A 24,833-nucleotide genomic window follows, 5' to 3' on the forward strand; every position below is an offset into this window, starting at 1 on the left:
GTGTGCCGGGCTTTTTTGTTGCCCGCTGAAAGCCTCGCCAAGTTCGGCGACAATGGCTACCAGTTCCATGGATCAATGCCGACGGCCGCGACGTCGGCTCGCAGGTTCGCAGACGAGGTGAGCGGTGAGCAGCGACGTAGTCATCCGTGTAGTGCAATCGATTGAAGACGTGCCGGCCGACGCGTGGAATGCGCTCGCGCGCGGCAACCCGTTCGTGCAGCACGCGTTCCTGCATGCGATGCATACGAGCGGATGCGCGTCGAAGCGCACCGGCTGGCAGCCGGCCTATTTGCTCATGCAGGCCGGCGACAGCCTCGTGGGCGCCATGCCGCTCTATGTCAAATCACATTCGCGCGGCGAGTACGTGTTCGATCACGCGTGGGCCGAGGCGTTTGCGCGTCATGGCCTGAACTACTACCCGAAGCTGCTGTGCGCGGTGCCGTTCTCGCCCGTGACGGGGCCGCGCCTGCTGGCGCGCACCCACGCCGACCGGGTCGCGCTCGCGCGCGGCGCGATCGCGTTCGCGAAGCAACTCGAGTTGTCGTCGATTCACGTGCTGTTCGCGCACGACGACGATCTGGCGGCGCTCACCGAGGCCGGCTATGCACTGCGCGAGGGCGTGCAGTTCCATTGGGAGAACCCTGGCGTGGCCTCGTTCGACGACTTCCTCGCGCAGATGAATCAGGAAAAGCGCAAGAAGCTCAAACAGGATCGCCGGCGTGTGCGCGATGCCGGGGTAACGTACCGGTGGCTGCGCGGTGCCGACATCGACGAAGCCGCGCTCGATTTCTTCTATCAGTGCTATGACAACACCTATCGAGAGCACTGGAATGCGCCGTATCTGACCCGCGCCTTCTTTGGCCAGTGGCATGCGGCGATGCCCGACACGCTGCTGCTCGTCGTGGCCGAGCGCGAGGGCGAGCCGTTGGCGTGCGCGCTCAACGTGGTGAGCGGCGACACGATGTACGGGCGGTACTGGGGCACGACAGCATTCGTCTCCGGCATGCACTTCGAGACGTGCTACGCGCAGGGCATCGAGTATTGCATCGCGCATGGGCTGCGCAGCTTCGAGGGCGGCGCGCAGGGCGTCCACAAGATGTCGCGCGGCCTGCTGCCCACGCCTACCTGGTCGGCGCACTGGATTGCCGACGCGCGCTTCGCCGACGCCATCGCCGAGTTTCTCGATGCGGAGACCTCGGCGATGGACGAGCATATCGGCGAGCTGGAGGCTCATACGCCGTTCAAGCGCACGGCGTCCTGACGCCACAGCGACGCGGGTGCGCGCCGGGCAGGGCAGCGTCGCGCGTAATATACTGGCGATTCTCACGTCCGCCGCTCGCGTCGGGCGGGCGTCGGCCCCTAGCCGCTTCGCCTGCCGGCGTATCGGCTCAGGGACGATGCCTCGTAGCCGCCGACATGACCAACCGATTTCTCAATCTCTACAATCACGATTTCGCGCGTGTGGCCGTCGGAGTGCCGCAATGCCGTGTCGCCGATCCTGCCTACAACGCCGCGCAGACCATTGCCCTCGCGAAGCAGGCCGATGCCGCGGGCGCCGTGCTCGTCGCCTTCCCCGAACTCGGCATCCCCGCCTATAGCTGCGAAGACCTGTTCCAGCAACGTGCATTGCTCGACGCCTGCAACGTGGCGCTGGCCGACATCGTGGCGGCGAGCCGCGAACTGGGCGCCGCACTGATCGTGGGCATGCCGGTGCGCGTGCAGCAACGCTTGTTCAACTGCGCAGTGGTCGTCGCGCGCGGACGCGTGCATGGCGTGGTTCCCAAGACCTACTTGCCGAACTACAGCGAGTTCTACGAAGCGCGTCAGTTCAACGCGGCCGATGACGCGGGCGTCGACACGGTGATGCTGCTCGGCAATGAGGTGCCGTTCGGCGCGCTCGTCTTCGAGGCGGCCGACCAGCCGTTGCTGCGCTTTCACTGCGAGATTTGCGAGGACGTCTGGGTGCCCGTGCCGCCGTCGTCGTTTGCCGCACTGGCGGGCGCGACGGTACTCGTCAACCTGTCGGCATCCAACGTCGTCGTCGGCAAGTCGGCGTATCGCCATCAACTGGTCGGACAACAGTCGGCGCGATGCCTCGCGGCGTATCTGTATACGTCGGCCGGGCAGGGCGAATCGACGACCGATCTCGCGTGGGATGGCCAGGCGCTCATCTATGAAAACGGCGACCTGCTGGCCGAGTCGGCGCGCTTCGCCAGTGAATCGCATCTGATTTATGCGGACGTCGATCTGGAGCGGCTCGCGCGCGAGCGTATGCATCAGACGACGTTCGGGGTGTCGGTGCGCCGCCATGCCGACGAGGTGGCGCGCTTCCGCACGATCAAGGTCGACGTCGCGATGCCGCGCAATGCCGAGCTGCCGCTCGCGCGGGCCGTTGAACGCTTCCCGTACGTGCCGTCCGACCCGCGCCGCCGCGACGAGCGTTGCCACGAGGTTTACAACATCCAGGTGCAGGCGCTGATGCAGCGTCTGGCCTCGTCGAAGATTCAGAAGGTCGTGATCGGGGTGTCCGGGGGCCTGGATTCGACGCATGCGCTGCTCGTGTGCGCGAAGGTCATGGATCGGCTCGGGCTGCCACGCGCGAACGTCCTGGCCTACACCATGCCCGGTTTCGCCACGAGCGAGCGAACGCTGCGCCAGGCGCGCGAGCTGATGGCGGCGGTCGGCTGCACGGCGCGTGAGATCGACATCCGCCCGAGTTGCATGCAGATGCTGGCAGACCTCGACCATCCGTTTTCGCGGGGTGAGGAAGTCTACGACGTCACGTTCGAGAACGTGCAGGCCGGCGAGCGTACCAATCATCTGTTCAGGCTCGCGAATCACCTCGGGGCGATCGTGATCGGCACCGGCGATCTGAGCGAACTGGCGCTGGGGTGGTGCACGTACGGCGTTGGCGACCATATGTCGCACTACAACGTGAACGCCAGCGTGCCCAAGACGCTCATCATGCACCTCGTGCGATGGGTGGCGGAAACCGGGCAGTTGGGCGGCGCGGCGTCGGCCAAGCCCGCGAGCAAGACAGGCAAGGACGCCGAATCGCGTCGCAACGTGCTCATCGATATCCTGGAGACCGAAATCAGCCCGGAACTCGTACCGGGCAAGGCCAACGGCGCGCCGGAACAGCGCACCGAGCATTTCATCGGTCCCTATGAGTTGCAGGACTTCAATCTCTACTACACGCTGCGTTTCGGCTACGCGCCACGCAAGGTGGCGTTTCTGTCGTGGAGCGCGTGGCACGACGCGTCGACGGGACGCTGGCCTGACGAAGGACACGTCGCGCATCACGCGTACGATCTGGTGGCGATCAAGCGAAACCTGCGCATTTTCCTGGATCGGTTCTTCCGCACCAGTCAGTTCAAGCGATCATGCATTCCGAACGCGCCAAAGGTCGGCACGGGCGGGTCGCTCTCACCGCGCGGCGACTGGCGGGCACCGAGCGATTCGGAGTCGGTGGTGTGGCTCGCCGACCTGGACACCGTGCCCGACGACCCGCATGCCTGAGCCTACTGTGATCGGCGCGCCTTGCGCGGACCGGTACAATAGCCCGGCGAATTCTCAGAACAATCCAACCAAGATATCGAGGCGACAATGAAACGCGTAACTGCCATCATCAAACCCTTCAAGCTCGACGAAGTCCGCGAAGCGCTGGCCGAAGTCGGCGTGACCGGCCTGACCGTCACGGAAGTGAAGGGCTTCGGCCGTCAAAAGGGTCACACGGAACTGTATCGCGGCGCCGAATACGTGGTCGACTTCCTGCCGAAGATCAAGATCGAAGTGGTGGTCGGCTCGGCACAGGCCGATCAGGTCATTGACGCGGTACTGGGCGCGGCGCGCACCGGAAAGATCGGTGACGGCAAGATTTTCGTGACCGATGTCGAGCGCGTGATCCGCATTCGTACGGGCGAAGAGGGCGAGCAAGCGGTCTGACGCCGGTTCGGGCGTCGTCGCGAGGTTGCGGCGGCGAGCGGGGCGAGACGCCAAGGGCTGGACGGAGGAGGGCGACGACTGCGCAGGCGGCGTCGCCCTTCGGCGTTCATGGCGCTTGATGCCGCTTGATGCCGCTTGATGCCGCTTAATGCCGCTTGATTCTGCTTAACGCCGCGATGACGGCTAGGTGACGGCGATGTCGCTTCCCACGGTGCGATGCCTGCAGCGGCATGCGACGTGGTGTATGCGGCGCGCGTTCGCGCAAGACGTCGCGCGCCCGGGCGCGTGTGGATTACCCGCGCGGCGCTCGCGTCTGCGCACCCTGGAGCAGGACGACCAACGCGCCACTGCCGCCATCGCGTCCTTGGGCTTGCGCCCAGGCCAGCACTTGGTCCTTTTGCGCCAGCCAGCCGCGGACCTTGTCCTTGAGTACCGGTTCGCGGTTCACCGAACCGAGTCCCTTGCCGTGGATTACGCGCACGCAACGCAGTCCGCGCTTCACGGCGTCGTTCAGGAAGGCGGACAGCGCCTCGCGGGCTTCGTCGCGACGCATGCCATGCAAGTCGATCTGCGCCTGCACCACCCATTCGCCGCGCTGCAGCTTGAGCAGGGCGTCGTGACTGATGCCGGGGCGGCGATATGACAGGCGATCGTCGGTGTCGAGCAGGGCTTCGGGGTCGAACTCGTCCGACAGCGACTCGTGCAGGACGGCCGCTTCGTCTTCCTGCGTCTGACGGGCCACCGGCTCGGGCGGCTGGCGCGGATGCTCCACGCGATCGGTCGCGCCCTTGCGCGCGATCGGGGCGATGTCGCCCACGCTGTCGCGGAACACGTTGGCGTCGCGCTTGGCTTGCGCAGCGCGTTTGGCTGCGGCCAGGCGTTCGGCTTCGCGCGCGGCCGAATCCTTGGCGATCGCGTCGCGCAGGCCGGCGAGATCGCCGAGGCCGAGTCTGGGAGGCTTCTTGCTCATGGTCGTGCGAACAAGGACGGTGGGAGATCAAACGACAACGGCGCCCCAGCGTGTGAAATTTCACGTGGCGAGGGCGCCGTCGCAGGTCATTCAGCGGTTACTGGTCGAGGTTTTCGAGGTAACGCTGGGCGTCGAGCGCGGCCATGCAGCCCGTGCCGGCGCTGGTAATGGCTTGACGGTAGACGTGATCCTGCACGTCGCCTGCCGCGAACACGCCCGGCACGCTGGTGGCCGTGGCGTTGCCGTTCAGGCCGCTGTGCGTGACGATGTAGCCGTTCTTCATTTCGAGCTGCCCTTCGAAGATGTCGGTGTTCGGCTTGTGGCCGATGGCGATGAACACGCCATGCAGCGCGATGGCTTCGCTGGCGCCGGTCTTCACGTTCTTGATGCGAATGCCGGTCACGCCCGAGTCGTCGCCGGTGACTTCGTCGAGCACAGTGTCGTACTTGAGTTCGACTGCGCCTTGCTTGGCCTTTTCCAGCAGACGGTCGATCAGGATCGGCTCGGCGCGGAACTTGTCGCGACGATGGATCACGGTGACCTTGCTGGCGATGTTCGAGAGGTACAGCGCTTCCTCGACGGCCGTGTTGCCGCCGCCGACCACGCAGACTTCCTTGCCCTTGTAGAAGAACCCGTCGCACGTGGCGCAGGCCGACACGCCGCGGCCGGAGAAGGCGTCTTCCGACGGCAGGCCGAGATATTGTGCCGAGGCACCCGTGGCGATGATCAGGGCATCGGCGGTGTATTCGCCGGAATCGCCGATCAGACGCAGCGGACGCTCATTCAGATGCACCGTGTGAATGTGATCGAAGATCATCTCGGTGTTGAAGTGCTCGGCGTGGGCCTGCATGCGGGCCATGAGCTCGGGGCCTTGCACGCCGGTCGGATCGCCGGGCCAGTTCTCGACATCCGTCGTGGTCATCAACTGGCCGCCCTGGGCGATGCCTGTGATCAGCACGGGCTTGAGGTTGGCGCGCGCGGCATAGACAGCGGCGCTGTAACCGGCGGGGCCGGAACCGAGAATCAGGACTTTGGCGTGCTTGGCAACGGACATGAACGAGGACTCACCGGAAAGGGATGGGGGCTGGCGCCCGATCCGATCCTGCACCGCGATGGCGCGGCGCGGGGATTGGCGCAAACCGCCATTATAAGGGGCCGAGGTCGTTTCGTTGATCGAGTCTTGCAATCGACGCGATAGCCCGCGCGCCACCAGAGTGTGTCGGGTGAGCGCCCGGTCGCGGCGGTCTGCCGAAGGCCGCCGGGAGGCCCGGCGTTACGGCTTGTCACGTATTCGTACATTAAGTGGGGGAATAGTTGTTTACAATGGAGCCTTGCCGCGCGGCAGGCCGCCCGTCTGCCCGCCCAACCGCATGGCTTGATGACGACGAAATCTTCCTACTCTGCTGGTGCCGGATCGTCGTTACCCAACCGGGTGACGCACCTCTTCCATGAAATTCGCTGGATGGCGCAGGTCGCGCTGATGGTGTTCCTGCTGATGGCGTTGCTGTCCTATAGCCGTCTGGACCCCAGCTGGACGCATGCGGCGCACGTGGAGCGCATCGCCAATTGGGCGGGGCGCGTGGGGGCCTGGGTGGCCGACATGCTGCTGCTCATGCTGGGCCTCTCGGCGTACTGGCTGGTGGTGTTCATCGCCCGGCGCGTGATTTCCGGCTATCGCCGGATCTCGGCCAAGCGCGAAGCGCCCCCGCTGCGCGAACGGCTGGCCAGCGGCGGATGGGTCGAGATCGTTTCGTCCCTGATGCTGTTGCTCTCCAGTGCCGGCATCGAATCGCTGCGTCTATATCGCCTCAAAGCCCAATTGCCGCGCGCCTCGGGCGGCGTGATCGGCGAGACTGTCGGCGGCTTCTTCCAGCACGCGTTCGGGTTCACCGGCGGCACGCTGGCATTGCTGCTCATCTTCGTTTTCGGCCTGTCGCTGCTGTTCCATTTCTCGTGGCTAAGCGTTGCCGAGCAGTTCGGCGCGTTGATTCTCGATACCGGCACCGTGATCCGCCGCCGCCGCGAGGCGCGCCAGGACCGTCGGCTGGGCGAGGAGGCCGCAATTGCACGCGAAGGCGCCATCGTGCAGAACCGCGTGCGTGCGGAAGTACACGAACCCGTGCAGATCGTGCCGCCCGTCAAGGTCGTGGCCCGCAGCGAGCGTGTCGAGAAGGAAAAGCAGGCGCCGCTGTTTGCCGATTTGCCCGATTCGATCCTTCCGCCGCTCGCGTTGCTCGACGCCGCCCCGGCCGCACAGGAGACCGTCTCGGCCGAGACGCTCGAATTCACATCGCGCCTCATCGAGAAGAAGCTCAAGGATTTTGGGGTCGACGTGAGCGTCGTGGCCGCATATCCGGGGCCGGTCATCACGCGCTACGAAATCGAACCGGCCACCGGCGTGAAGGGCAGCCAGATCGTCAACCTGGCGAAGGATCTGGCGCGGTCGCTGTCGCTCGTATCGATCCGCGTGGTCGAAACCATTCCCGGCAAGAACTTCATGGGGCTGGAACTGCCGAATCCGCGTCGTCAGACGGTGCGGTTGACGGAGATTCTCGGCTCCGAGATATACAACGACTCGGCATCGCTGCTCACGCTCGCGCTGGGCAAGGACATCAGCGGCAAGCCCGTGGTGGCCGATCTGGCGAAAATGCCTCACTTGCTGGTGGCCGGTACTACGGGCTCGGGCAAGTCGGTGGGGATCAACGCGATGATCCTGTCGCTGCTCTACAAGGCGACTGCCGAGCAGGTGCGGCTGATTCTGATCGATCCGAAGATGCTCGAAATGAGCATGTACGAAGGCATCCAGCATCTGCTGTGCCCGGTAGTCACGGACATGCGCCAGGCGGGCCATGCGCTGAATTGGGTCGTGGCCGAGATGGAGCGCCGTTACAAGCTCATGAGCAAGCTCGGGGTGCGCAACCTCGCCGGTTACAACAACAAGATCGACGACGCCGCCAAGCGCGAAGAGCACATCCCGAATCCGTTCTCGCTCACGCCCGACGCGCCGGAGCCGTTGCAGCGCCTGCCGTATATCGTCGTGGTGATCGACGAGTTGGCCGACCTGATGATGGTCGTCGGCAAGAAGGTCGAAGAGCTGATCGCGCGCATCGCGCAGAAGGCGCGTGCGGCGGGTATCCACCTGATTCTGGCAACGCAGCGTCCGTCGGTCGATGTCATTACCGGGTTGATCAAGGCGAACGTGCCGACGCGCGTGGCGTTCCAGGTGTCGTCGAAGATCGATTCGCGCACCATTCTCGACCAGCAGGGGGCCGAGACGTTGCTGGGCATGGGCGACATGCTTTACATGCCGCCGGGCACGGGATTGCCGTTGCGGGTGCACGGGGCGTTCGTGGCCGATGACGAAGTGCATCGCGTGGTCGAGCGCCTGCGCGAGCAGGGCGAGGCGAATTACGTCGAGGGCATTCTGGACGGCGTTGTCGACGGTGAAGACGGCGGCATCGACGGTGCCGGTGGCGCCGGCGGCGGAACCGGCGAGGGCGGTGGCGAGTCCGACCCGCTGTACGATCAGGCCGTGGCCCTGGTGCTCAAACAGCGCCGTGCGTCGATTTCGTTGGTACAGCGGCATCTGCGCATCGGCTACAACCGGGCGGCGCGACTGCTCGAACAGATGGAACAGTCCGGCGTTGTGTCGGCGATGGCGAGCAACGGTAACCGGGATATTCTGGTGCCGAATCGCGAAGGAGAGTAAGGAATATGTTGGGATTCAAGCGCGGCTTGCCGCTTATCGCGGGTGCTGTTGGTGTGACGCTGGCGGCGCTGGTTGCCCCCGCCTATGCCAGCGGCACGGCGCAGCTCAAGGCGTTTGTCGCGCAAGTGAAGTCGGCGCGTGGCGAGTTTGAGCAGAAGCAGGTCAAGGGCCAGCAGGATGGGGCCGTGAAGGTGTCGAACGCAGCCTCGGGGACCTTCGAGTTTGCGCGCCCGGGCCGCTTCATCTGGCGCTACGTCAAGCCTTACGACCAACTGCTGCAGGCCGACGGCGAGACGCTCTACATCTATGACAAGGATCTGAACCAGGTGACCGAGCGCAAGCTGGGCGCTTCGTTGGGCGCGAGCCCGGCGGCGATCCTGTTCGGCAGCAACGACATCGAGAAGAATTTCACCCTCAAGGACGCCGGCGTGAAGAATGGCATCGACTGGGTGGAGCTGAAACCGAAGGCGAAAGACACGCAGTTCCAGCGCGTGGGTATCGGGTTTCGCGACGGGAATCTGGCGGCGATGGAACTCTACGATGCGTTCGGCAACGTCACGTTGTTGACATTCGACAAGATGCAGAAGAATCCGCCGATGCCGGCGGACAGCTTCAAGTTCACGATGCCCAAGGGGGCGGATCTGATCAAGGGTTGAACGCACTTCGTCCGCGTCAGTCCGCGCTGTGCCCGTCCTCGGTGGCGTTACTTGCCGGCGGGGCGGTGTCCGGGCTGGCATAATGGGGACATCTGACGATCTGAAAGCGGCCGGGGATTCCCCGGCCGCGCTGCTTGAGAACATGTCAAACGACGCCCCTCTGTCGGCTTCGGTGCCTTTGGCCGAGCGCCTGCGCCCCCGTACCATCGACGACGTGATTGGCCAGCGCCATTTGCTGGGCAAGGGGAAGCCTTTGCGGGTGGCGTTCGAAGCGGGGCGTCCGCACTCGATGATTCTGTGGGGGCCGCCGGGCGTGGGCAAGACCACGCTGGCGCGCCTGATGGCGGATGCGTTCAAGGCATACTTCATCGCCCTGTCGGCGGTGCTCTCGGGGGTCAAGGATATTCGCGACGCTGTCGAAGCGGCGCAGATCCAGCGCGGACAGGGCAAGCAAACCGTGGTGTTCGTCGACGAGGTGCATCGCTTCAACAAGGCGCAGCAGGACGCGTTCCTGCCGCACGTCGAATCGGGGCTCTTCATTTTCGTGGGGGCGACGACAGAGAATCCGTCGTTCGAGGTGAATGGTGCGTTGCTCTCACGCGCGGCGGTGTATGTCCTCAAGAGCCTGAATGACGACGAACTCGGGGAGATGATCGTGCGCGCGGCGCATGAACTGGGCGACATCGGATTTACGGACGAAGCGCGCCAGGGCCTGATCGATTCGGCGGACGGCGATGGCCGGAAGCTGCTCAACAACGTGGAGATCGTCGCGCAGGCAGCGGCGATGCAGAACGTCACGACGATTGACGAAGCGTTGCTCGCCAGCGTGCTTGCCGAGAATCTGCGGCGCTTCGACAAGGGCGGCGATGCGTTCTACGACCAGATCAGCGCGTTGCACAAGTCGGTGCGGGGCAGCTCGCCGGACGGTGCGCTTTACTGGTTCTGCCGCATGCTCGACGGCGGCGCCGATCCGCGCTATCTCGCGCGCCGGATTGTGCGCATGGCGTGGGAGGACATCGGTCTGGCCGATCCGCGCGCGGCGCGCATCGCGCTCGACGCGGCAGAGACTTACGAGCGCCTCGGCACGCCTGAAGGCGAACTCGCCCTCGCGCAGGCCATCTTGTATCTTGCGGCGGCGCCGAAGTCGAACGCCGGCTACAACGCTTACAACCAGGCGCGGGCATTCGTCGGCAAGGACAAGTCGCGGGCGGTGCCGATCCATCTGCGCAACGCGCCCACGAAGTTGATGAAGGAACTTGGCTACGGCCACGAGTACCGCTATGCGCATGACGAGCCCGATGCCTACGCGGCGGGCGAGACGTATTTCCCCGACGATCTGCGCGCCCAGCATTGGTACCGTCCGGTGCCGCGGGGGCTGGAGGGCAAGATTGGGGAGAAGCTCAACTGGTTGAAGTCGCTCGATGCCGAGTGGCGGCGCGCGAACACCAAGGGGCGTGGTGCCGATGCCCCGGCGAAGTCGTCGGGTGCGGGGGCGATGCCTTCCGGAAAGCCCGCGCCGGCCGAGCCTTCCGACGATGAATCGGCCTGACGCGGACGCGCCTGCCGTCGCCAACACGCCAAATGGCGAAATCGCCGTGTGCGTTTGGTAAAATCCCTGGCTTGATGCTGCCTCCGGTGCCTTGATGGGCAAGCGGGCAGCCAGAACGAATTTTTTGGCCCACGACGGTGGGCCGCTAACGACAGACACCCCACCATGCTCGACATTCAACTTCTTCGCAAGGATCTCGACGGCGTTGCGGCGCGACTCAAGGCGCGCGGTTACACGCTGGACGTGGCGACGTTTGCTGCGCTCGAGGCGGAGCGCAAGCAGATTCAGACGCAAACCGAGGAGCTGCAGGCCCGCCGCAATGCGCTCTCGAAGCAGGTCGGCATGAAAAAGGGCAAGGGCGAGGACGCCTCGGCCGAAATCGCTGAAGTCGGCGGCATTGCGGACACGCTCAAGGCGTCGTCGGTGCGTCTGGAGGAGATTCAGACGCGTCTGTCGGACGTATTGCTGGGCGTGCCGAACTTGCCGCACGAGAGCGTGCCTCTCGGCTCGGACGAAACGCAGAACGTGGAAGTGCGCCGGTGGGGCACGCCGCGCGCGTTCGACTTCACGCCGCGCGATCACGTCGATCTGGGCGCCGCACTGGGTCTGGACTTTGACGCGGCGGCGAAGCTCGCCGGTGCGCGCTTTTCGGTGATGAAGGGCGGTATTGCCCGTCTGCATCGTGCGTTGGCGCAGTTCATGCTCGATACGCACACGAGCGAGCATGGCTATACGGAAACGTACGTGCCGTACATCGTGAATGCGGCGTCGATGCGTGGCACGGGGCAGCTTCCGAAGTTTGAGGACGATCTGTTCAAGGTGCCGCGCAAGGTGGGCGGTGAGGACGGTGAGCGCATCGAGAACTTCTATCTGATTCCGACGGCGGAAGTGTCGCTGACGAACCTTGTGCGCGACGAATTGCTGGCGGGCGATGCGTTGCCGCTGCGCATGGTGGCGCATACGCCGTGTTTCCGTTCGGAAGCGGGCAGCTATGGCAAGGACACGCGCGGCATGATTCGCCAGCATCAGTTTGACAAGGTCGAGTTGGTACATGTGGTGCGTCCGGAGGAGTCGTACGATGCGCTGGAGATGCTGGTGGGGCATGCGGAAGCGATTCTGAAGAAGCTTGAACTACCGTTCCGCACGATTGTGCTGTGTACGGGCGACATGGGCTTCGGCAGCGCGAAGACGTACGACATGGAAGTCTGGATTCCGGCGCAGAACACGTACCGCGAGATTTCGTCGTGTTCGAACATGGAGAGCTTCCAGGCCCGACGGATGCAGGCGCGTTTCCGCAATGCGCAGGGCAAGCCGGAGTTGGTGCACACGCTCAACGGATCGGGGTTGGCCGTGGGGCGCGCACTGGTCGCGGTGCTGGAGAACTACCAGAACGCGGACGGCTCGGTGACGGTGCCCGATGTGCTGCGTCCGTATATGGGCGGCATCGAGCGCCTCGCGCCGGCTGCGTAAAAAAATTTGGAAAGGGGGTTGGCGGCTGACGAAATTCGGCTATAATCTCTTTCTCGCTGCTTGAGGCCACTTGGGCAGCGAACCAAAGCAGAAAGAACGCTTGGAGAGGTGGCAGAGTGGTCGAATGCGCCGGACTCGAAATCCGGTGTACGGTTATACCGTACCGTGGGTTCGAATCCCACCCTCTCCGCCAAGCATCTTGCTTTGCAAAGAAGTGCCCGCTAACCTAGCGGGCATTTTTGTTTTTGCGGTGGGGATTTTTTTGTCCTATCTTGTTCACCGCGCTTGCCAGTGAGTCGACGGCCAGGTGCGCATACCGTTGCGTGCTACGTGTATCCCGATGCCCGAGGATACGTCCCACCGTGAATAGATCGACTCCCGCATTGACCAACGCACTGGCCGCACTGTGCCGCAGGTCATGGAAGTGCAAATGCGACATTTCTACATCTCGTCGTGCTCGCTCGAACGCCCGTTGAATCGTGATCTTTGGCGTGGCTTGCTTCAGGCTCCGTGCACAAGTCGCAATACGCGGGTTTATCGGCACAAGACGGGGTAACCCGTTCTTTGTGTCCGCAGCCCACTTCGGATTTTGCGCTACGTGCATGCTTCCTTTCCCGATTCTCGCGGGCCACGAGTCAGCGATGAAGAGATATTTCGAAAGGTACCGGGAAAGAATTGATGCGCAGGAACGAGTAATCAAGCAGCGAGAAGACGATCTTGAATTGCAGCTTGAGGATGATCTTTTCTGGACATCCGACGATGAGCCGGAAAGTGACGCGCAGCGTATTCAACGACATCGAGCAACGTTCCGTGCCGTATTGAAAACCTGATCCGCTCTAGAACGGCCCATCATTTGATGGGCCATCCCCGCGACTACCGAAGTTACCGAAGTAACCTCGGTTTGTCGCCACGCTTCGCCGCACGAATAATGACGTGAGGCCCCATCAACCTATCCGTCGCCACCATCGCTTCCGCGAATGTCTCAAAGTAAATTGCGTGCTCGGGGTCGGACACATGCGCTCGCCTGATTTCGCCCGCTGACTCGTCCCAAGCGTAACCGAGGTACTTCTTGTATTCGTGGAACCAGACAACATGCCCTTCACGCGTCAACGACTTGGGAAGGTCGAGCCGGTCATCCCCCTGACCTCCGCTTCCTTCGTCCTTCCCGCTGGTTCTGTTTGAATCACTCATCAAAGTCTCCTGAGATGTCGATGAATTTAGCCGCGCTAACGACTGAATTCATCATCGCAGGAGTGCCGAGCCTTGCGTTTCAGCAACTTCCGAATATCCCGGCCTATGCGTCGACACTCAAAACGTTTCGACGCACCGCGAAAACGTTTGTGTCGTATGACAGGCGAAATGAATGTGGGCCAAACGTCTGTAGACGACAGCTTGACGACATGCACGGTGCCCAGCCAACTGATGGCACGATTTATGACATCATTTGATGCTATAATTATGCCACTCACATCGATGGAGGTGACATATGCGCACTACTTTGGCGTTGGACGACGAACTTCTCGCGAAAGCGCAGGCATTCACGGGCTTGCAGGAGAAGTCAGCATTGATCCGTGAAGCGCTCAAGGCTTTGATCGAGCGCGAAAGCGCCCGTCGTTTGGCTCGTCTGGGGGAACAGAGGCAGACCTCACCGATATCCCCCGCCGCCAAACGGAGCCCGCATGATTCTGGTCGACACATCGGTTTGGATCGACCATCTGAGGGCCGGTGACGCCACACTCGTCCGGTTGCTAGAGACTGGACGAGTGTTGGCTCATCCCTACGTGATTGGCGAACTTGCGCTTGGCAGCCTCAAGAATCGCGATGTAGTCGTTTCGACGCTGGGCGATCTTCCGCGCGTTACGGTGGCAACGGATGACGAGGTCTTGCGTTTCATCGGGGAGCAAACGCTTTTCGGTTTGGGCATCGGCTATGTCGATGCCCATCTGCTTGCGGCAACACGCCTCACGCCCGGTGCCACCATTTGGACACGAGATAAGCGTCTAGCCGCAACGGTCGAGCGACTATCTCTCGCTGCAAAGATTCTTCACTAAGAGAAATCGGCGGTCGTCGGAATTCCGTTCCAGAAAGCCCGGTGCCGATGGCGAACATGGTGGGGGGATTTTTTGACCACAGCATCCCTTTATGATCGTTTTGGCTCTGGCGAGTGGTCCATTCCACCGCCCTCCCCAGCATTTCACACCCCTCGCAATCCGGGTGGGTTCGAATCCCACCCTCTCCGCCAAGCATCTTGCTTTGCAAAAAAGCGCCCGCTAACCTAGCGGGCATTTTTTTCGTCTGTACGCTTCGAATATTAGACATTTGTCTAATATTTCCGGACTTACGACGCCTGCTGCGTCACGCGATTGGGTTCTACTACGCCGCGCCAATGCGACTTCACGTAGATCTCCGTTGTCGTCACGCCATCGTGTCCGCATAACACTTGGATACGCTCGCATGGTACGCCTGCAAGCCACATATCGGTTGCCCCTTTGCCCTTCAGATCCTATAGCGCGAAGTCCGCAATACCTGCTTTCGTACGAGCCACTCTGAACGTCGCGCTCAGGTGCTTCTCGGCATAGGGTTTGCCGTTGCTACGGTGGAGGAGGGTTATGCCTGCGATTTTCTTGCCGGAGCTTCGAGCGAGAGCCAAGCACTCATCAATCTCGGGCGAGATCAATATTTTCAACTCGGCTCCCGTCTTTGACTGGGTGTGATTTGCTCGGCTAAATCCGGACCAGCCGCGATGCGAGCTTTTTGGAGAATTAATCTTTTGCAGCGACAGCAAGATGGAAAAACCCTTGGTAGATCACTCGGGGGCATTTCCCAACAGCAGCGCTTGCGCCTCGACGACCACCTCCACCAGTAGATCGGCAAGCAACCGCACACGTGGTGAGCGTTTGACATCGGGATGCATCACCAGCCATAGCTTTCTTACCGTGGTGCAGACGGGGTCTGGGACCAACGACAATGCATCGTCGTTGGCTGCCAGGAAATGAGGGAGTACCGCGATTCCAAGACCCACACGGGCGGCGTTGAGCAATGCAGTGAGATCGTTGCTCTTGAAGACAAAACGCCGATTGCCGGCAACCTGGGTCAGCCAGCGCTGCTGCGGTACTTGGTCAAGACTATCGTCGTAACCCAGAAACTCCCAGGCATCCGCCGGCCGGCGAATATAACCATGGGCTGCGTAAAGTCCATAACCCATGTCCCCAATGCCACGCGCAGCCAGTCCCGCCGCAGTCGGCCGCGACATTCTGACCGCAAGATCGGCCTCGCCCCGCGCCAGATTGGCATCCCGCGCTTCACCAATAACCTCAAGATCGATGTTCTGCCACCTGGAGCGCATGGCGGCCAGGCGAGGCACGAGGAAATGACCCGCCAAGGCAGGTGGGGCCGACAGCCGGACCGTTCCCTGCAAGGATGAAACGCCGAGTGCCACCCGCGAAAACGCCTGGGCTTCGTCGTCCAGTCGGCCAGCCTGGGCGACCAGCGTCTCGCCTTCCGCCGTCAATGACCAGGCTTTGGGCAAGCGGTCGAAGAGCCTGATCCCCAGCGACTGTTCCAGTGCCTCGACGCGCCTTGCCACGGTCGAGTGCTCGACGCCGAGCCGGCGAGCCGTGCCCGACAGGCTGCCCGTGCGCGCCAGTTCCAGAAAATAACGGACGTCATCCCACTGGAGAGCGCGCTTTCCAATGCCAGTGATGGCTGTGTTTTTTTGCACGGTAAATGTCGATATTCGGAGAATTGATGGGTAATTTTGCTAGACGTAAGCTGCGCTTGCAAGCTCATCCATCAGGAGAACACCATGACACCGCGCGAATCATTTCACGCTTCATCAGCAGCGTCCCGGATCGTTATCGGTCAATATGGCGACGCGTCGGCAATGACCACCGTAGACGAACCGTTGCCTCCGCCGGCGGCCGGCGAGATCCGCGTCCGGCACACGGCGATCGGTGTCAACTATGTCGACATCTATCACCGCATCGGCCTTTACCGGCTGCCCTCCCTTCCCGCAGTGCTCGGTGTCGAGGCCGCTGGCATCGTCGAGGCACTCGGGCCAGACGTCCACACGGTGCGCCTGGGCCAACGCATTGCCTACGCCGGCTTACCCACCGGCGGCTATGCCAGCGCCCGCAACCTGCCGGCCGACCGGGCCATCGCATTGCCCGACGACGTACCCGACGATGCGGTGGCCAGTCTGCTGTTGCGCGGCATCACCACTCACATGCTGCTGACTTACGTCTATTCGCTGAAGGCCGGCGAAACGGTGCTCGTGCACGCCGCGGCCGGAGGTCTCGGGCTAGTGCTTGTGCAGTGGGCGAAGGCCATGGGCGCTCGCGTCATCGGCACCGTTAGTTCATCGGCCAAGGCGGAACTGGCCATCGCACACGGATTGGACCACGCCATCAATTACCGCGATCAGGACTTCGTGGCAGAGGTCCTGCGGCTGACGGATGGGCAGGGCGTCGATTACGCTATCGACGGCATCGGTGGAAAGACCCTGCTCGATACTCTCGGCTGCGTACGTCCCTACGGTATGGTCGCTAATGTCGGCCAAGTGGCGGGTGACCCCGGACTGCTCGATCTGTCGCTGCTCGGTCCGGCGCGCTCGGTGGCGCTCTCCCGGCCCGGTGTCTTCCGTTTCATGACGGATCTGGAACGTTACCGCGAAGGTGCACTGGCCACGATCCGGCAACTGCAGGCCGGGCTGCGGCCGACGGTCGGCGATATCCTTCCATTGAGCGAAGCGGCGGAGGCACATCGCCGGCTGGAAGCCGGGCAAACCGTCGGTGCCATTCTCCTGCGTCCCTAAGCAAAAACAACGAGGATCATCATGCTGTTTCTCATCCTTCTCGACTATCTGCGCCCGCTGTCCGAAGTGGACGTCCACATGGACGACCATCGCGCCTTTCTGAATCGCCATTACGCGGCGGGGCACTTCCTGCTCTCGGGCCGGAAGGCGCCGCGAACCGGTGGCGTAATTCTCGCCAGAGCCAACGCACTTGAAGAAGTCTCGCAATGGATTGCCGAAGACCCCTTTCATCAGGCCGGGGTCGCCAGCTACCAAATCATTGCCTGGGAACCGACGATGGCCGCTCAGGGCATGCCCGCGTTCGGAGCGTAGCGTTGCCGAATGCCAAAGACACTGTCGTCGCCGGCCAAGCCATTGGCGGCGACGATCAGTCATCGGAGCATGCTGGAAACAGAAAATCGAGAGATTTCTCGCGCGATTGAAAGGCAAATATTGAGGCACGTTGCAAACCTGAGCGCGCGGAACCACAAGAAATCTCGGCGATCGGTCTGCCGGCGACGAAGTGCGTTATCCCGATGATGGGTTGGCGGGGATCCTGCTCGACGGGTGGTGGAAATTCGCTCGAAGGAACGGGAACTAGACAAATAGATTACTTAGAAAAGAGGACATTGAAATGAACAGCACCCAGAAACCAGTTGCCGTTATCACTGGCGGCGGTACGGGTATTGGTCGGGCCACAAGCGAGAAACTGGCAGCAGCCGGATGCGCGGTGGTGATCATCTATTCGCGCAGCGACGCAGAAGCCAACGACACGGTGAGCGCTATTCGCGCTAGAGGCCAGGACGCCATCGCCATCCAAACCGATGTTGCGGACGACGCCCAGGTACGGCGCACGATGGCCGAAGTCGTCGAGTCTTTTGGGAACATCACCTATCTCATCAACAACGCCGGCATCACCCGACAGATGCCATTCGCTGACCTGGAGGCAGTTGCCGATGACGTTTGGGACGATCTTTTCGCGGTCAACGTCAAAGGCGCATTCAACTGTAGTCGGGCGGCAGCACCGCACTTGCGCGCAGTACCCGGTAGTGCCATCGTCAATGTAGGCAGCATAGCCGGAGAAACCGGCTATGGCTCGTCGCTCCCCTATGCCGTTTCCAAGGCGGCCCTGCATGGCATGACCAAATCTCTGGCACACGCACTGGCGCCGGAAATCCGTGTCAATTGCATCGCGCCCGGAGCGGTCGAAACCCGTTGGTGGTCCGGCATTGAGGCCAAGATGCGCCAACTCTCGGGCAACCTTCCGCTTCAGCGCATCTCGACACCGGAGGATATTGCAGAGACCATCTCCCTGCTGCTCACGTCCCGCTCATTGACCGGCCAGATCATCAAGGCCGAGAACGGGCAAACACTTTGAAGATCAGGCGTGAAACGGCATGCTGAAGTGGTGATGCGAATGGAATGTGCTGCACACTTCACCATCATTGAGAAATGTCGCTTTGCCTCATCCCCCCATGCCATGACGGTGGAACGAGCGCTTGCCTAAGTTAATTTCTACCGACGGCACCTTTTGCTTGATTGCCTCCAAAATGAAAGCACCCTGCCGCGATAACCGTGTGTAGGGTGGGGGCATCTCCTTGAACTCAGCGAAGATGGATCCTGGCGGGGCCGTAAGCCATCTCGAAGGAGGATTCAATCGAGTAGGTTCATTGCCTCGTCCCCGGCGTTCTATTTGAGTGCAGCGCCAGCGCCGAATCAGGCGGCGTCGCGCTGGTGATCGTCGCTGGCCACTCGGCGATGATTGTCGAGAACGTTTTCGTCGATGACTTCGCCCATGGCGGTGTCTGCCGTATAGCCGGCAGCGCTCGCGGCGAGTCCGGGAAGCATCGTGCCTGAGAGGCATCGGACACGGAGACTATGGGGGCGGCGATCACCCCCACCGTTGCGCCCGGTTCGGCACCTGATGGCGTCATGGCCACGCCCGTCATACCCTGACGAGCGTGCCAAAGGTGCCACCACCTTACGGACCTGATTGCGCCGTTCAACGTGGTCAGCGCCGCAACGCGGACACAGTCGAGGATTCGTAGGCGAGGGCGATTCAGCATATGGGACACCGGCAGAGGCATCCGTCCGGCTGCAGCAGTTGCTCCACGCGTTGTGACTAATCACGAGCGGCTATGGGCGCGCCGTTCAAGGCTAAGTGAGCCAAGAAGCGGGACGAAGTATGTTGCAAGCGTGAATGCTCCCGCAACCGGTCGTGAGAACTGACATTCGCCAGGAGACGGCAACACGATTGCGGGAGCCTCTCCCGGCGAATTCGCCTGTTAAACACTGTCGAGCTATCGTCGAATGAAGGGGTTGGGGACGTCGAGGTTCGTAGAGATCATGACGCATTTCGTCTCAAGATATTCCTTGATCGTTTCAACGCCGGATTCGCGGCCGATGCCTGACTGCTTGTAGCCGCCAAATGGTGACGTGAAGCTCGTAGCGCGGTAGTTGTTCACCCAAACCGTGCCGGCCTTCAACCGGTCGGTCATGACCATCGCGCGGTGCAGGCTGCGTGTCCACACGCCAGCAGCAAGACCATAGGCAACGTCGTTGCCGATCCGGATGGCATCCTCTTCGTCATCGAACGGAATCACTGCGAGCACCGGTCCAAACACCTCCTCCTGCGCGATGCGCATGTCGTTGGTCACATCGGTGAAGATGGTCGGCTCCACAAACTGGCCTGCGCCCAAGTCCGAGCGTGCGCGCCCACCCAGCACACAGGTCGCACCTTCCAGCTTGGCGCTTTCGATGCATGCCATGATGCGTTCGAACTGGGGGCGCGTGGCAATCGGTCCGATTTGTGTATCCATCTTCGACGGATCACCGATCTTCGCCTGCCCCACAAAATCGATGAGTCGCTGTACGAAGGCCTCCTGGATATTGCGCTGCACGAGCAGCCGCGACCCCGCCATGCACGTCTGGCCGGACGCAGCGAACACGCCGGAAACAACTCCCTTCACAGCCTGATCGAGATCTGCATCGTCGAAAACAACGTTCGGCGACTTACCGCCGAGTTCGAGCGTCACCGTCTTCAGCCCGCGCGCCGCAAGTTCGTAAATCTTTCGACCAGCCCCCCGCCGCCGGTGAAACCAACGTGTGCCACCAGCGGATGCGTGACGAGCGGTTCGCCAACCTCCTGACCGAAGCCCGTCACGACATTGACTACGCCGTCAGGAAAGCCCGCCTGCTTGATAAGGCGCGCAAGCTCGATCATGGATGCGGACGTGAATTCGGACGGCTTGATGACCGCAGTGCATCCCGCCGCCAGCGCTGGTGCGAGCTTCCAACTCGTCAGAGCAAGTGGCGAATTCCACGGCGTGATGATCCCAACCACCCCCTTCGCCTCGTACTTCGTATACGCAAATACGCCCTTCTTGTCGGTTGGGATGACAGCGCCCTGAACCTTATCGGCGAGGCCTGCGTAGTAATGGTAATAGTCGCCCAGATAGCGCACTTGACCCGTCACTTCGGCCGCCAGCTTGCCGTTGTCTCGCATCTCGATCGCGGCGAGATGCGGCGCATTTTCGATGATGAGATCTGCAAGACGCCGCAGCAATGCGCCTCTCTGGGTCGCGGTGAGCGATGCCCAAGCCGCGCCGTTTAGCGCCGCATGTGCCGCAGTCACGGCGGCGTCTACGTCGCGTGCATCGCTGCGGGCGATCTCGGCCCAGACTTTTCCGTCGTAAGGGTTCTCCGTAGGGAAATACTTCCCGGTCGATGGCGCAATCTCCTGCCCGCCAATGAAGTTGCCATAGCGCGGGAGATCGGTTTCGCGGAGCTGTTGATCCATGGTGATGTCTCCAATCGGACTTGCGAAAATCAGATATAAATTCTGTAGGGTGAAACCCTATAGAATAATTCGTTGCGTTAAACAGAACGCAGTTCTATTATTTGTCAAAAGCCGCCGGGTTGCAAGGAAAGATCACAGCCTGAGACTGCGGCCGGTTCGTGAAGGTCTCAATGTTCTGGAGGAGATGATGGCGAAGGTAAGCAATGTCGACGTTCTCGTGGTTGGCCACGGCGTCGCAGGGTTGTCGGCAGCGGTGTCCGCAGCGCAGGCTGGTGCTGCGGTTGCGGTGCTGGAGCGTGCACCTTTCGAGGACTTCGGCGGAAACAGTCGCTGGACCGAAGCGTACATGCGTATGAAGAATGACAGCGAGGTCAGCGATGATTTCGAGAGTCACTTCGCTGAGAATGCGGGGGCGAATCCGGATCCGATGATTCTCTCCGAGGCGGTATCCGAGTATTCGCACTGGCCATCGATCGTCAAGGCACACGGCTTCCCCGACCCCGAATTGATCTCGTTCTTCGCCGCCGAGGCCCCTCCGCGCTTGCATGGCTCAAGCAGTTCGGCTGCCGATTCGAACCCATGCCCATTTACCTGCTCACCCAGAACACGACGCGCATCGCATCGGTGGGAGGCGGTCTCGCGATTCTCGTGGCGCTGCTCAAGCAAGCCCGGACGTTGGGCGTCGAATTCCATTACAACACCACTGCCAAGGCATTGCTGCAAGACGGCGACGGCAGCGTGACCGGCGTGCGTGCGGTGTCCACCGAGGCTGGCCCGTTGACGTTCCACGCGCGGAACGTCGTGCTTGCCTCAGGCGGATACCAAGGCAATCCGGAAATGCTGACGCAGTATCTCGGTCCGAAAGCGAGCAACATTCGTCCAGTCGCTCGCGGTGGGTATTACAACAAGGGCGAGTGCATTCGCATGGCGCTCGATCTCGGTGCCGCACCCGCAGGGGAGTTCGGTTCGTACCATGCGGAACCCGTCGACCCGCGCTCAGCGATGGCCGAAGCGGTTGTCTTCATCTATCCCTACGGCGTGTTGATCAATCGCAACGGCAGCCGGTTTGTCGATGAGGCACCGGGTACGGTCGACGCCCACTACGACAACATCACCCGTGCGATCGGCGAGCAGCCCGGCGGCGTGGCGTACGTGATCTTCGACAACAAGGTCAACGACATTCCGCGCTGGCAAACCAGCATTCGCAGCGACCAGCCCGCCATTCAGGCTGATTCGCTGCCGGAACTCGCGCGGAAGCTGGGACTTCCGGTTGACGCCTTCATCTCGACCATCGACGCCTACAACGCGGCCTGTCCCGCACCGGACGCGTTCGATGGCGGCATGACTCTGGACGGGCTCAGCACCAAGGGCGTCTGGCCGGCCAAGTCGAATCACGCGCGCACCATCGAAGCCGGGCCATTTTCTGCCTATCCCATCATTTCGGCGAACTGTTTCACCTTCGGTGGATTGAAGGTGGACACGCAGGCGCGCGTGCTCGATACCGACGGGCGTGCCATTCCGGGGCTGCTCGCTGCGGGCGAGACGGTCGGCATCTACCACCAGGTGTACACGGGATCGACTTCCGTGCTGCGCGGCATCGTGTTCGGCCGCCGTGCGGGGAAGACGGCAGCGCTAGAGCGCGCCTGAAACGACAGCCGTACTAAACGAGTGAAGCGAGGAGACAACTCATGAAACGTCGCGATTTTCTTCGATTAAGCGCCGCTGCCGGATTAGCGGGCGGGTTCGGTGTGGCCGACATCCAACGGGCGCTCGCCGCCGACGGCTTGGATCTTTACATGCTCAGCGCGTTCTCCGGCCCATTTGCCGCAAACGGCAAGTTCGGTGAAATGGGAGGCCGCCTCGCGGTCAAGAGCCTGTCGCCATCGATGGGCCGCAGCGTTGCCTATCACACCATCGACACGCAGGGGAATACCGGTACGGCAGTGCGCAAGATTCAAGAGGCGATCAACCAGAAGCAGGGACGCCTGTTCCTGGGGGGGCGCTGTCGAGCGAGGCGCTCGCCGTCAGCCGTGAAATCGAGCACGCCGGCGGTGTCTATATCACCTATGTCGGCGCCGACGAAATCACCGGATCGGCGTGCAACCGCGCGACGTTCCGCTGGGCCGTGCCAACCTACGGCGCCATTCGCCAGACCGTCGCGCCGGTGGCCGACATGTTCCCCAAGGCAAAGCGCTGGTACACCATAACCCCGCAATACGTGTTTGGCGAAGGGTTACTCAACAACGCCAAGGACGTGTTCCGGGAAAAGGGTATCGAACACGTGGGCAACAGCTATCACTCGTTGCAAGAAAAAGAGTTTTCGGGCTATCTGACCAACGCGGCGGCTTCCAATGCGGACGTTCTGTTGATCCTGAACTTCAGTCAGCAAAGCATCGATACCCTCAGGCAGGCGGTCAGCTTCGGCCTCAAGAAGAAGATGAAAATCGTCGTTGCATGGTCGGCTGGCCTTGACCAGTTTGCGACGCTCGGTCCCGATATCTGTGAAGACGTTTTCTTCGGCGTGCAGTACTGGCACGGCCACGATGCGCCAGCCAACCGGGCCTTCGTCGCGCTCAATCGTGAAGTCAATCGTGCGACTCCTACCTATTTCACTGCTGCTGACTTCGCTGTCACGAGCATGATGCTCGACGCGGTGCGTCGTGCGAGCACGACCGATCCGAAGCGCGTGGCGCAGACCCTTGAATCGATGAAATGGGCGGGCATCACCGGCGATGAGGAAATGCGCGCGTTCGATCATCAAGTGTCGAAGAACTATTTTCTGATGCGAGGCAAGGCCAAGGCGAAGATGCGCGATGCCGACGATTTTGCCGAAGTCGTGTCGTTCGGAAAGTCATTCCCGAACCAGGGACAGTCGCAGTGCAAGCTTGCCTGAAGACATTTTCATAATCTGACGACGGCGCCATTGGTCAACCGCCATGGGCGCCGCCGGCAAACCCGATTCAGGTGCAAGTCATGAGCATCTATCTGTTTCAGATCATCAACGGCATCGGTCTGGGGATGATCTACTTTCTCGTTGCAGTCGGACTGAGCATCACCCTCGGGTTGCTTGGATTCGTCAACTTCGCACACGGCATGTTCTATCTGCTGGGCGCATATCTGACGTTTCAGATCGTTTCGTGGGGCGGCAGCTTCTGGGCGGCGGCGGTGGCTGCTCCGCTGGTGGTCGCCGTGCTCGCATTCACGCTTGAACGTGCGATTCTCGTCCGAACGTACAAGTTGCCGCACAAGTACCAGATCGTCGCGACACTCGGCATCGTATTGATTGCGCAAGAGGCCGTCGTGATGCTGTGGGGACCCCTCGGCAACGGCGTGTCCGTGCCGGATTCGCTGGCCGGTGTGGTCTCGCTTGGGACTTTTCAATATCCGCTCTACCGCGTGTTCGTCGTGGCCGTTGCTGCGGTGCTCGCGATCGCGCTTTGGCTGCTGCTCGAGCGAACGACGTTCGGCGCTCTCGTTCGCGCCGGCAGTGAATCTTCAGAAATGGTGAAGCTGCTTGGCGTCGATGTCCGAACACTGACCAGCTTGACGTTTGCGCTCGGCGGCATGATCGCCGCGGTCGCGGGCGTACTGATTGCCCCGATACGCGGCGCCGACCCCAGCATGAGCGGCGAGGCCCTGGGGATTGCCTTCGTGGTTGTCATCATTGGCGGCATGGGGAGCTTTACGGGGTCGATCGTTGCCGGCATTTTGGTGGGGGTCGTTCAAAGTGTGATGAGCACCCTCTGGTCGGAGGGGGCCCAACTGATGGTGTACGTCGTCATGACACTGGTATTGATCGCCGCGCCGCGCGGCATTCTGGGGAGAGCGTGATGAGCCGCATCATGAATTTCGCGTCACCCGTGCTGTTTCCTCTCGCGTTCGCGATTGTCTTGCCGTTCGTCGTGTCGTCTCCGACGCTGGCGGGTTCCGTGCTGGTGTACGC

General features: G+C 61.9%; 21 protein-coding genes, 1 tRNA gene and 3 pseudogenes. 18 read left to right on the forward strand and 7 right to left on the reverse strand.

The window, feature by feature from the left end; genetic code table 11:
• Positions 1–124 precede the first annotated feature (124 nt).
• The 3 genes from DRB87_RS06070 (at position 125) to DRB87_RS06080 (ending at position 3,945) form a co-directional block, all read left to right on the forward strand.
• A complete protein-coding gene (locus tag DRB87_RS06070; RefSeq protein ID WP_130025239.1) occupies positions 125–1,261 on the forward strand; it encodes a GNAT family N-acetyltransferase in 1,137 nt (378 codons plus the stop codon).
• 155 nt (positions 1,262–1,416) lie between these two features.
• Entirely contained in the window at positions 1,417–3,519 is a 2,103-nt protein-coding gene (locus tag DRB87_RS06075) for an NAD(+) synthase (RefSeq protein ID WP_130025240.1), read from the forward strand.
• A gap of 87 nt (positions 3,520–3,606) precedes the next feature.
• Positions 3,607–3,945, forward strand: coding sequence for a P-II family nitrogen regulator (locus tag DRB87_RS06080; protein ID WP_017235376.1), 339 nt, complete (start codon positions 3,607–3,609; stop codon positions 3,943–3,945).
• Positions 3,946–4,237: 292 nt separating this feature from the next.
• Here DRB87_RS06080 and DRB87_RS06085 read toward each other — a convergent pair whose 3' ends face one another.
• Together DRB87_RS06085 and trxB are read right to left on the reverse strand one after the other, a co-directional pair.
• Entirely contained in the window at positions 4,238–4,915 is a 678-nt protein-coding gene (locus tag DRB87_RS06085; RefSeq protein WP_017235377.1) for a Smr/MutS family protein, read from the reverse strand.
• 97 nt (positions 4,916–5,012) lie between these two features.
• Complete coding sequence (trxB, locus tag DRB87_RS06090) at positions 5,013–5,969, reverse strand: thioredoxin-disulfide reductase (protein ID WP_026132246.1); 957 nt, start codon at positions 5,967–5,969, stop codon at positions 5,013–5,015.
• A 324-nt stretch (positions 5,970–6,293) separates the two neighbouring features.
• On the opposite strand from trxB, the gene DRB87_RS06095 reads away from it, so the two are divergent.
• The 5 genes from DRB87_RS06095 to DRB87_RS06115 all read left to right on the forward strand — a co-directional run bounded on the left by DRB87_RS06095 (position 6,294) and on the right by DRB87_RS06115 (position 12,492).
• Positions 6,294–8,624: a DNA translocase FtsK gene (locus DRB87_RS06095; RefSeq protein ID WP_130025241.1), complete on the forward strand. Its 2,331-nt coding sequence runs from the start codon at positions 6,294–6,296 to the stop codon at positions 8,622–8,624.
• Between the two features lie 5 nt (positions 8,625–8,629).
• Positions 8,630–9,280, forward strand: a complete 651-nt coding sequence (gene lolA, locus DRB87_RS06100; RefSeq protein ID WP_130025242.1) for an outer membrane lipoprotein chaperone LolA — start codon at positions 8,630–8,632, stop codon at positions 9,278–9,280.
• Positions 9,281–9,422: 142 nt separating this feature from the next.
• Positions 9,423–10,829, forward strand: coding sequence for a replication-associated recombination protein A (locus DRB87_RS06105; protein WP_083902402.1), 1,407 nt, complete (start codon positions 9,423–9,425; stop codon positions 10,827–10,829).
• A gap of 165 nt (positions 10,830–10,994) precedes the next feature.
• Complete coding sequence (gene serS, locus DRB87_RS06110; RefSeq protein ID WP_130025243.1) at positions 10,995–12,299, forward strand: serine--tRNA ligase; 1,305 nt, start codon at positions 10,995–10,997, stop codon at positions 12,297–12,299.
• A gap of 102 nt (positions 12,300–12,401) precedes the next feature.
• Positions 12,402–12,492: transfer RNA gene (locus tag DRB87_RS06115), tRNA-Ser, on the forward strand.
• A 33-nt stretch (positions 12,493–12,525) separates the two neighbouring features.
• On the opposite strand, the gene DRB87_RS24125 is transcribed toward DRB87_RS06115, so the two are convergent.
• Entirely contained in the window at positions 12,526–12,903 is a 378-nt protein-coding gene (locus tag DRB87_RS24125; RefSeq protein ID WP_130025244.1) for a tyrosine-type recombinase/integrase, read from the reverse strand.
• A gap of 37 nt (positions 12,904–12,940) precedes the next feature.
• Between DRB87_RS24125 and DRB87_RS06125 the strand changes: the two genes are divergently transcribed.
• Positions 12,941–13,129 carry a hypothetical protein gene (locus DRB87_RS06125; protein WP_130025245.1) on the forward strand — a complete coding sequence of 63 codons (189 nt, stop codon included), beginning with the start codon at positions 12,941–12,943 and terminating at the stop codon, positions 13,127–13,129.
• Between the two features lie 52 nt (positions 13,130–13,181).
• On the opposite strand, the gene DRB87_RS06130 is transcribed toward DRB87_RS06125, so the two are convergent.
• The gene (locus tag DRB87_RS06130) at positions 13,182–13,490 is read right to left on the reverse strand and encodes a hypothetical protein (RefSeq protein ID WP_130025246.1); all 309 of its coding nucleotides are present in this window, start codon (positions 13,488–13,490) and stop codon (positions 13,182–13,184) included.
• A gap of 295 nt (positions 13,491–13,785) precedes the next feature.
• On the opposite strand from DRB87_RS06130, the gene DRB87_RS06135 reads away from it, so the two are divergent.
• Positions 13,786–14,028, forward strand: a complete 243-nt coding sequence (locus tag DRB87_RS06135; protein ID WP_130025247.1) for a type II toxin-antitoxin system VapB family antitoxin — start codon at positions 13,786–13,788, stop codon at positions 14,026–14,028.
• Positions 13,979–14,350 (forward strand): type II toxin-antitoxin system VapC family toxin, encoded by a 372-nt coding sequence (locus tag DRB87_RS06140; RefSeq protein ID WP_130025248.1) that lies wholly within the window; start codon positions 13,979–13,981, stop codon positions 14,348–14,350. Before DRB87_RS06135 ends, DRB87_RS06140 begins: the two co-directional genes overlap by 50 nt.
• 755 nt (positions 14,351–15,105) lie before the next feature.
• On the opposite strand, the gene DRB87_RS06145 is transcribed toward DRB87_RS06140, so the two are convergent.
• Complete coding sequence (locus DRB87_RS06145) at positions 15,106–16,020, reverse strand: LysR family transcriptional regulator (RefSeq protein WP_130025249.1); 915 nt, start codon at positions 16,018–16,020, stop codon at positions 15,106–15,108.
• Between the two features lie 84 nt (positions 16,021–16,104).
• Here DRB87_RS06145 and DRB87_RS06150 point away from each other — a divergent pair, with 84 nt between their 5' ends.
• The 3 genes from DRB87_RS06150 (at position 16,105) to DRB87_RS06160 (ending at position 18,469) form a co-directional block, all read left to right on the forward strand.
• Positions 16,105–17,112 (forward strand): quinone oxidoreductase, encoded by a 1,008-nt coding sequence (locus DRB87_RS06150; RefSeq protein ID WP_370363615.1) that lies wholly within the window; start codon positions 16,105–16,107, stop codon positions 17,110–17,112.
• A gap of 21 nt (positions 17,113–17,133) precedes the next feature.
• The gene (locus tag DRB87_RS06155) at positions 17,134–17,424 is read left to right on the forward strand and encodes a YciI family protein (protein WP_206100071.1); all 291 of its coding nucleotides are present in this window, start codon (positions 17,134–17,136) and stop codon (positions 17,422–17,424) included.
• Between the two features lie 301 nt (positions 17,425–17,725).
• Positions 17,726–18,469 carry an SDR family NAD(P)-dependent oxidoreductase gene (locus DRB87_RS06160; protein WP_130025250.1) on the forward strand — a complete coding sequence of 248 codons (744 nt, stop codon included), beginning with the start codon at positions 17,726–17,728 and terminating at the stop codon, positions 18,467–18,469.
• 338 nt (positions 18,470–18,807) lie between these two features.
• On the opposite strand, the gene DRB87_RS23900 is transcribed toward DRB87_RS06160, so the two are convergent.
• Positions 18,808–18,939 (reverse strand): hypothetical protein, encoded by a 132-nt coding sequence (locus tag DRB87_RS23900; protein ID WP_255501467.1) that lies wholly within the window; start codon positions 18,937–18,939, stop codon positions 18,808–18,810.
• 452 nt (positions 18,940–19,391) lie between these two features.
• Positions 19,392–20,890: pseudogene (locus DRB87_RS06165) on the reverse strand (aldehyde dehydrogenase).
• 187 nt (positions 20,891–21,077) lie between these two features.
• On the opposite strand from DRB87_RS06165, the pseudogene DRB87_RS24130 reads away from it, so the two are divergent.
• The 4 genes and pseudogenes from DRB87_RS24130 to DRB87_RS06180 form a co-directional block, all read left to right on the forward strand.
• Positions 21,078–21,236, forward strand: a pseudogene (locus DRB87_RS24130) (FAD-dependent oxidoreductase); the annotation flags it as partial.
• Positions 21,237–21,394: 158 nt separating this feature from the next.
• Entirely contained in the window at positions 21,395–22,537 is a 1,143-nt protein-coding gene (locus DRB87_RS06170; RefSeq protein ID WP_370363940.1) for an FAD-dependent oxidoreductase, read from the forward strand.
• A 41-nt stretch (positions 22,538–22,578) separates the two neighbouring features.
• Positions 22,579–23,783, forward strand: a pseudogene (locus DRB87_RS06175) (ABC transporter substrate-binding protein).
• Positions 23,784–23,863: 80 nt separating this feature from the next.
• Positions 23,864–24,721: a branched-chain amino acid ABC transporter permease gene (locus tag DRB87_RS06180; RefSeq protein WP_130025251.1), complete on the forward strand. Its 858-nt coding sequence runs from the start codon at positions 23,864–23,866 to the stop codon at positions 24,719–24,721.
• The last annotated feature ends 112 nt before the right edge of the window (positions 24,722–24,833 follow it).

The sequence above is a fragment of the Pandoraea sp. XY-2 genome, from assembly GCF_004193915.1.
GTDB lineage: Bacteria > Pseudomonadota > Gammaproteobacteria > Burkholderiales > Burkholderiaceae > Pandoraea > Pandoraea cepalis.

Excerpts from the sequence above, each read along its gene's own strand:
- DRB87_RS06075 (WP_130025240.1), top strand. The coding sequence starts at position 1,417 with ATGACCAACCGATTTCTCAATCTCTACAATCACGATTTCGCGCGTGTG.
- DRB87_RS06080 (WP_017235376.1), top strand. The coding sequence starts at position 3,607 with ATGAAACGCGTAACTGCCATCATCAAACCCTTCAAGCTCGACGAAGTC.
- DRB87_RS06085 (WP_017235377.1), bottom strand. The coding sequence starts at position 4,915 with ATGAGCAAGAAGCCTCCCAGACTCGGCCTCGGCGATCTCGCCGGCCTG.
- trxB (WP_026132246.1), bottom strand. The coding sequence starts at position 5,969 with ATGTCCGTTGCCAAGCACGCCAAAGTCCTGATTCTCGGTTCCGGCCCC.
- DRB87_RS06095 (WP_130025241.1), top strand. The coding sequence starts at position 6,294 with ATGACGACGAAATCTTCCTACTCTGCTGGTGCCGGATCGTCGTTACCC.
- lolA (WP_130025242.1), top strand. The coding sequence starts at position 8,630 with ATGTTGGGATTCAAGCGCGGCTTGCCGCTTATCGCGGGTGCTGTTGGT.
- DRB87_RS06105 (WP_083902402.1), top strand. The coding sequence starts at position 9,423 with ATGTCAAACGACGCCCCTCTGTCGGCTTCGGTGCCTTTGGCCGAGCGC.
- serS (WP_130025243.1), top strand. The coding sequence starts at position 10,995 with ATGCTCGACATTCAACTTCTTCGCAAGGATCTCGACGGCGTTGCGGCG.
- DRB87_RS24125 (WP_130025244.1), bottom strand. The coding sequence starts at position 12,903 with ATGCACGTAGCGCAAAATCCGAAGTGGGCTGCGGACACAAAGAACGGG.
- DRB87_RS06125 (WP_130025245.1), top strand. The coding sequence starts at position 12,941 with ATGAAGAGATATTTCGAAAGGTACCGGGAAAGAATTGATGCGCAGGAA.
- DRB87_RS06130 (WP_130025246.1), bottom strand. The coding sequence starts at position 13,490 with ATGAGTGATTCAAACAGAACCAGCGGGAAGGACGAAGGAAGCGGAGGT.
- DRB87_RS06135 (WP_130025247.1), top strand. The coding sequence starts at position 13,786 with ATGCGCACTACTTTGGCGTTGGACGACGAACTTCTCGCGAAAGCGCAG.
- DRB87_RS06140 (WP_130025248.1), top strand. The coding sequence starts at position 13,979 with ATGATTCTGGTCGACACATCGGTTTGGATCGACCATCTGAGGGCCGGT.
- DRB87_RS06150 (WP_370363615.1), top strand. The coding sequence starts at position 16,105 with ATGACACCGCGCGAATCATTTCACGCTTCATCAGCAGCGTCCCGGATC.
- DRB87_RS06155 (WP_206100071.1), top strand. The coding sequence starts at position 17,134 with ATGCTGTTTCTCATCCTTCTCGACTATCTGCGCCCGCTGTCCGAAGTG.
- DRB87_RS06160 (WP_130025250.1), top strand. The coding sequence starts at position 17,726 with ATGAACAGCACCCAGAAACCAGTTGCCGTTATCACTGGCGGCGGTACG.
- DRB87_RS23900 (WP_255501467.1), bottom strand. The coding sequence starts at position 18,939 with ATGCTTCCCGGACTCGCCGCGAGCGCTGCCGGCTATACGGCAGACACC.
- DRB87_RS06180 (WP_130025251.1), top strand. The coding sequence starts at position 23,864 with ATGAGCATCTATCTGTTTCAGATCATCAACGGCATCGGTCTGGGGATG.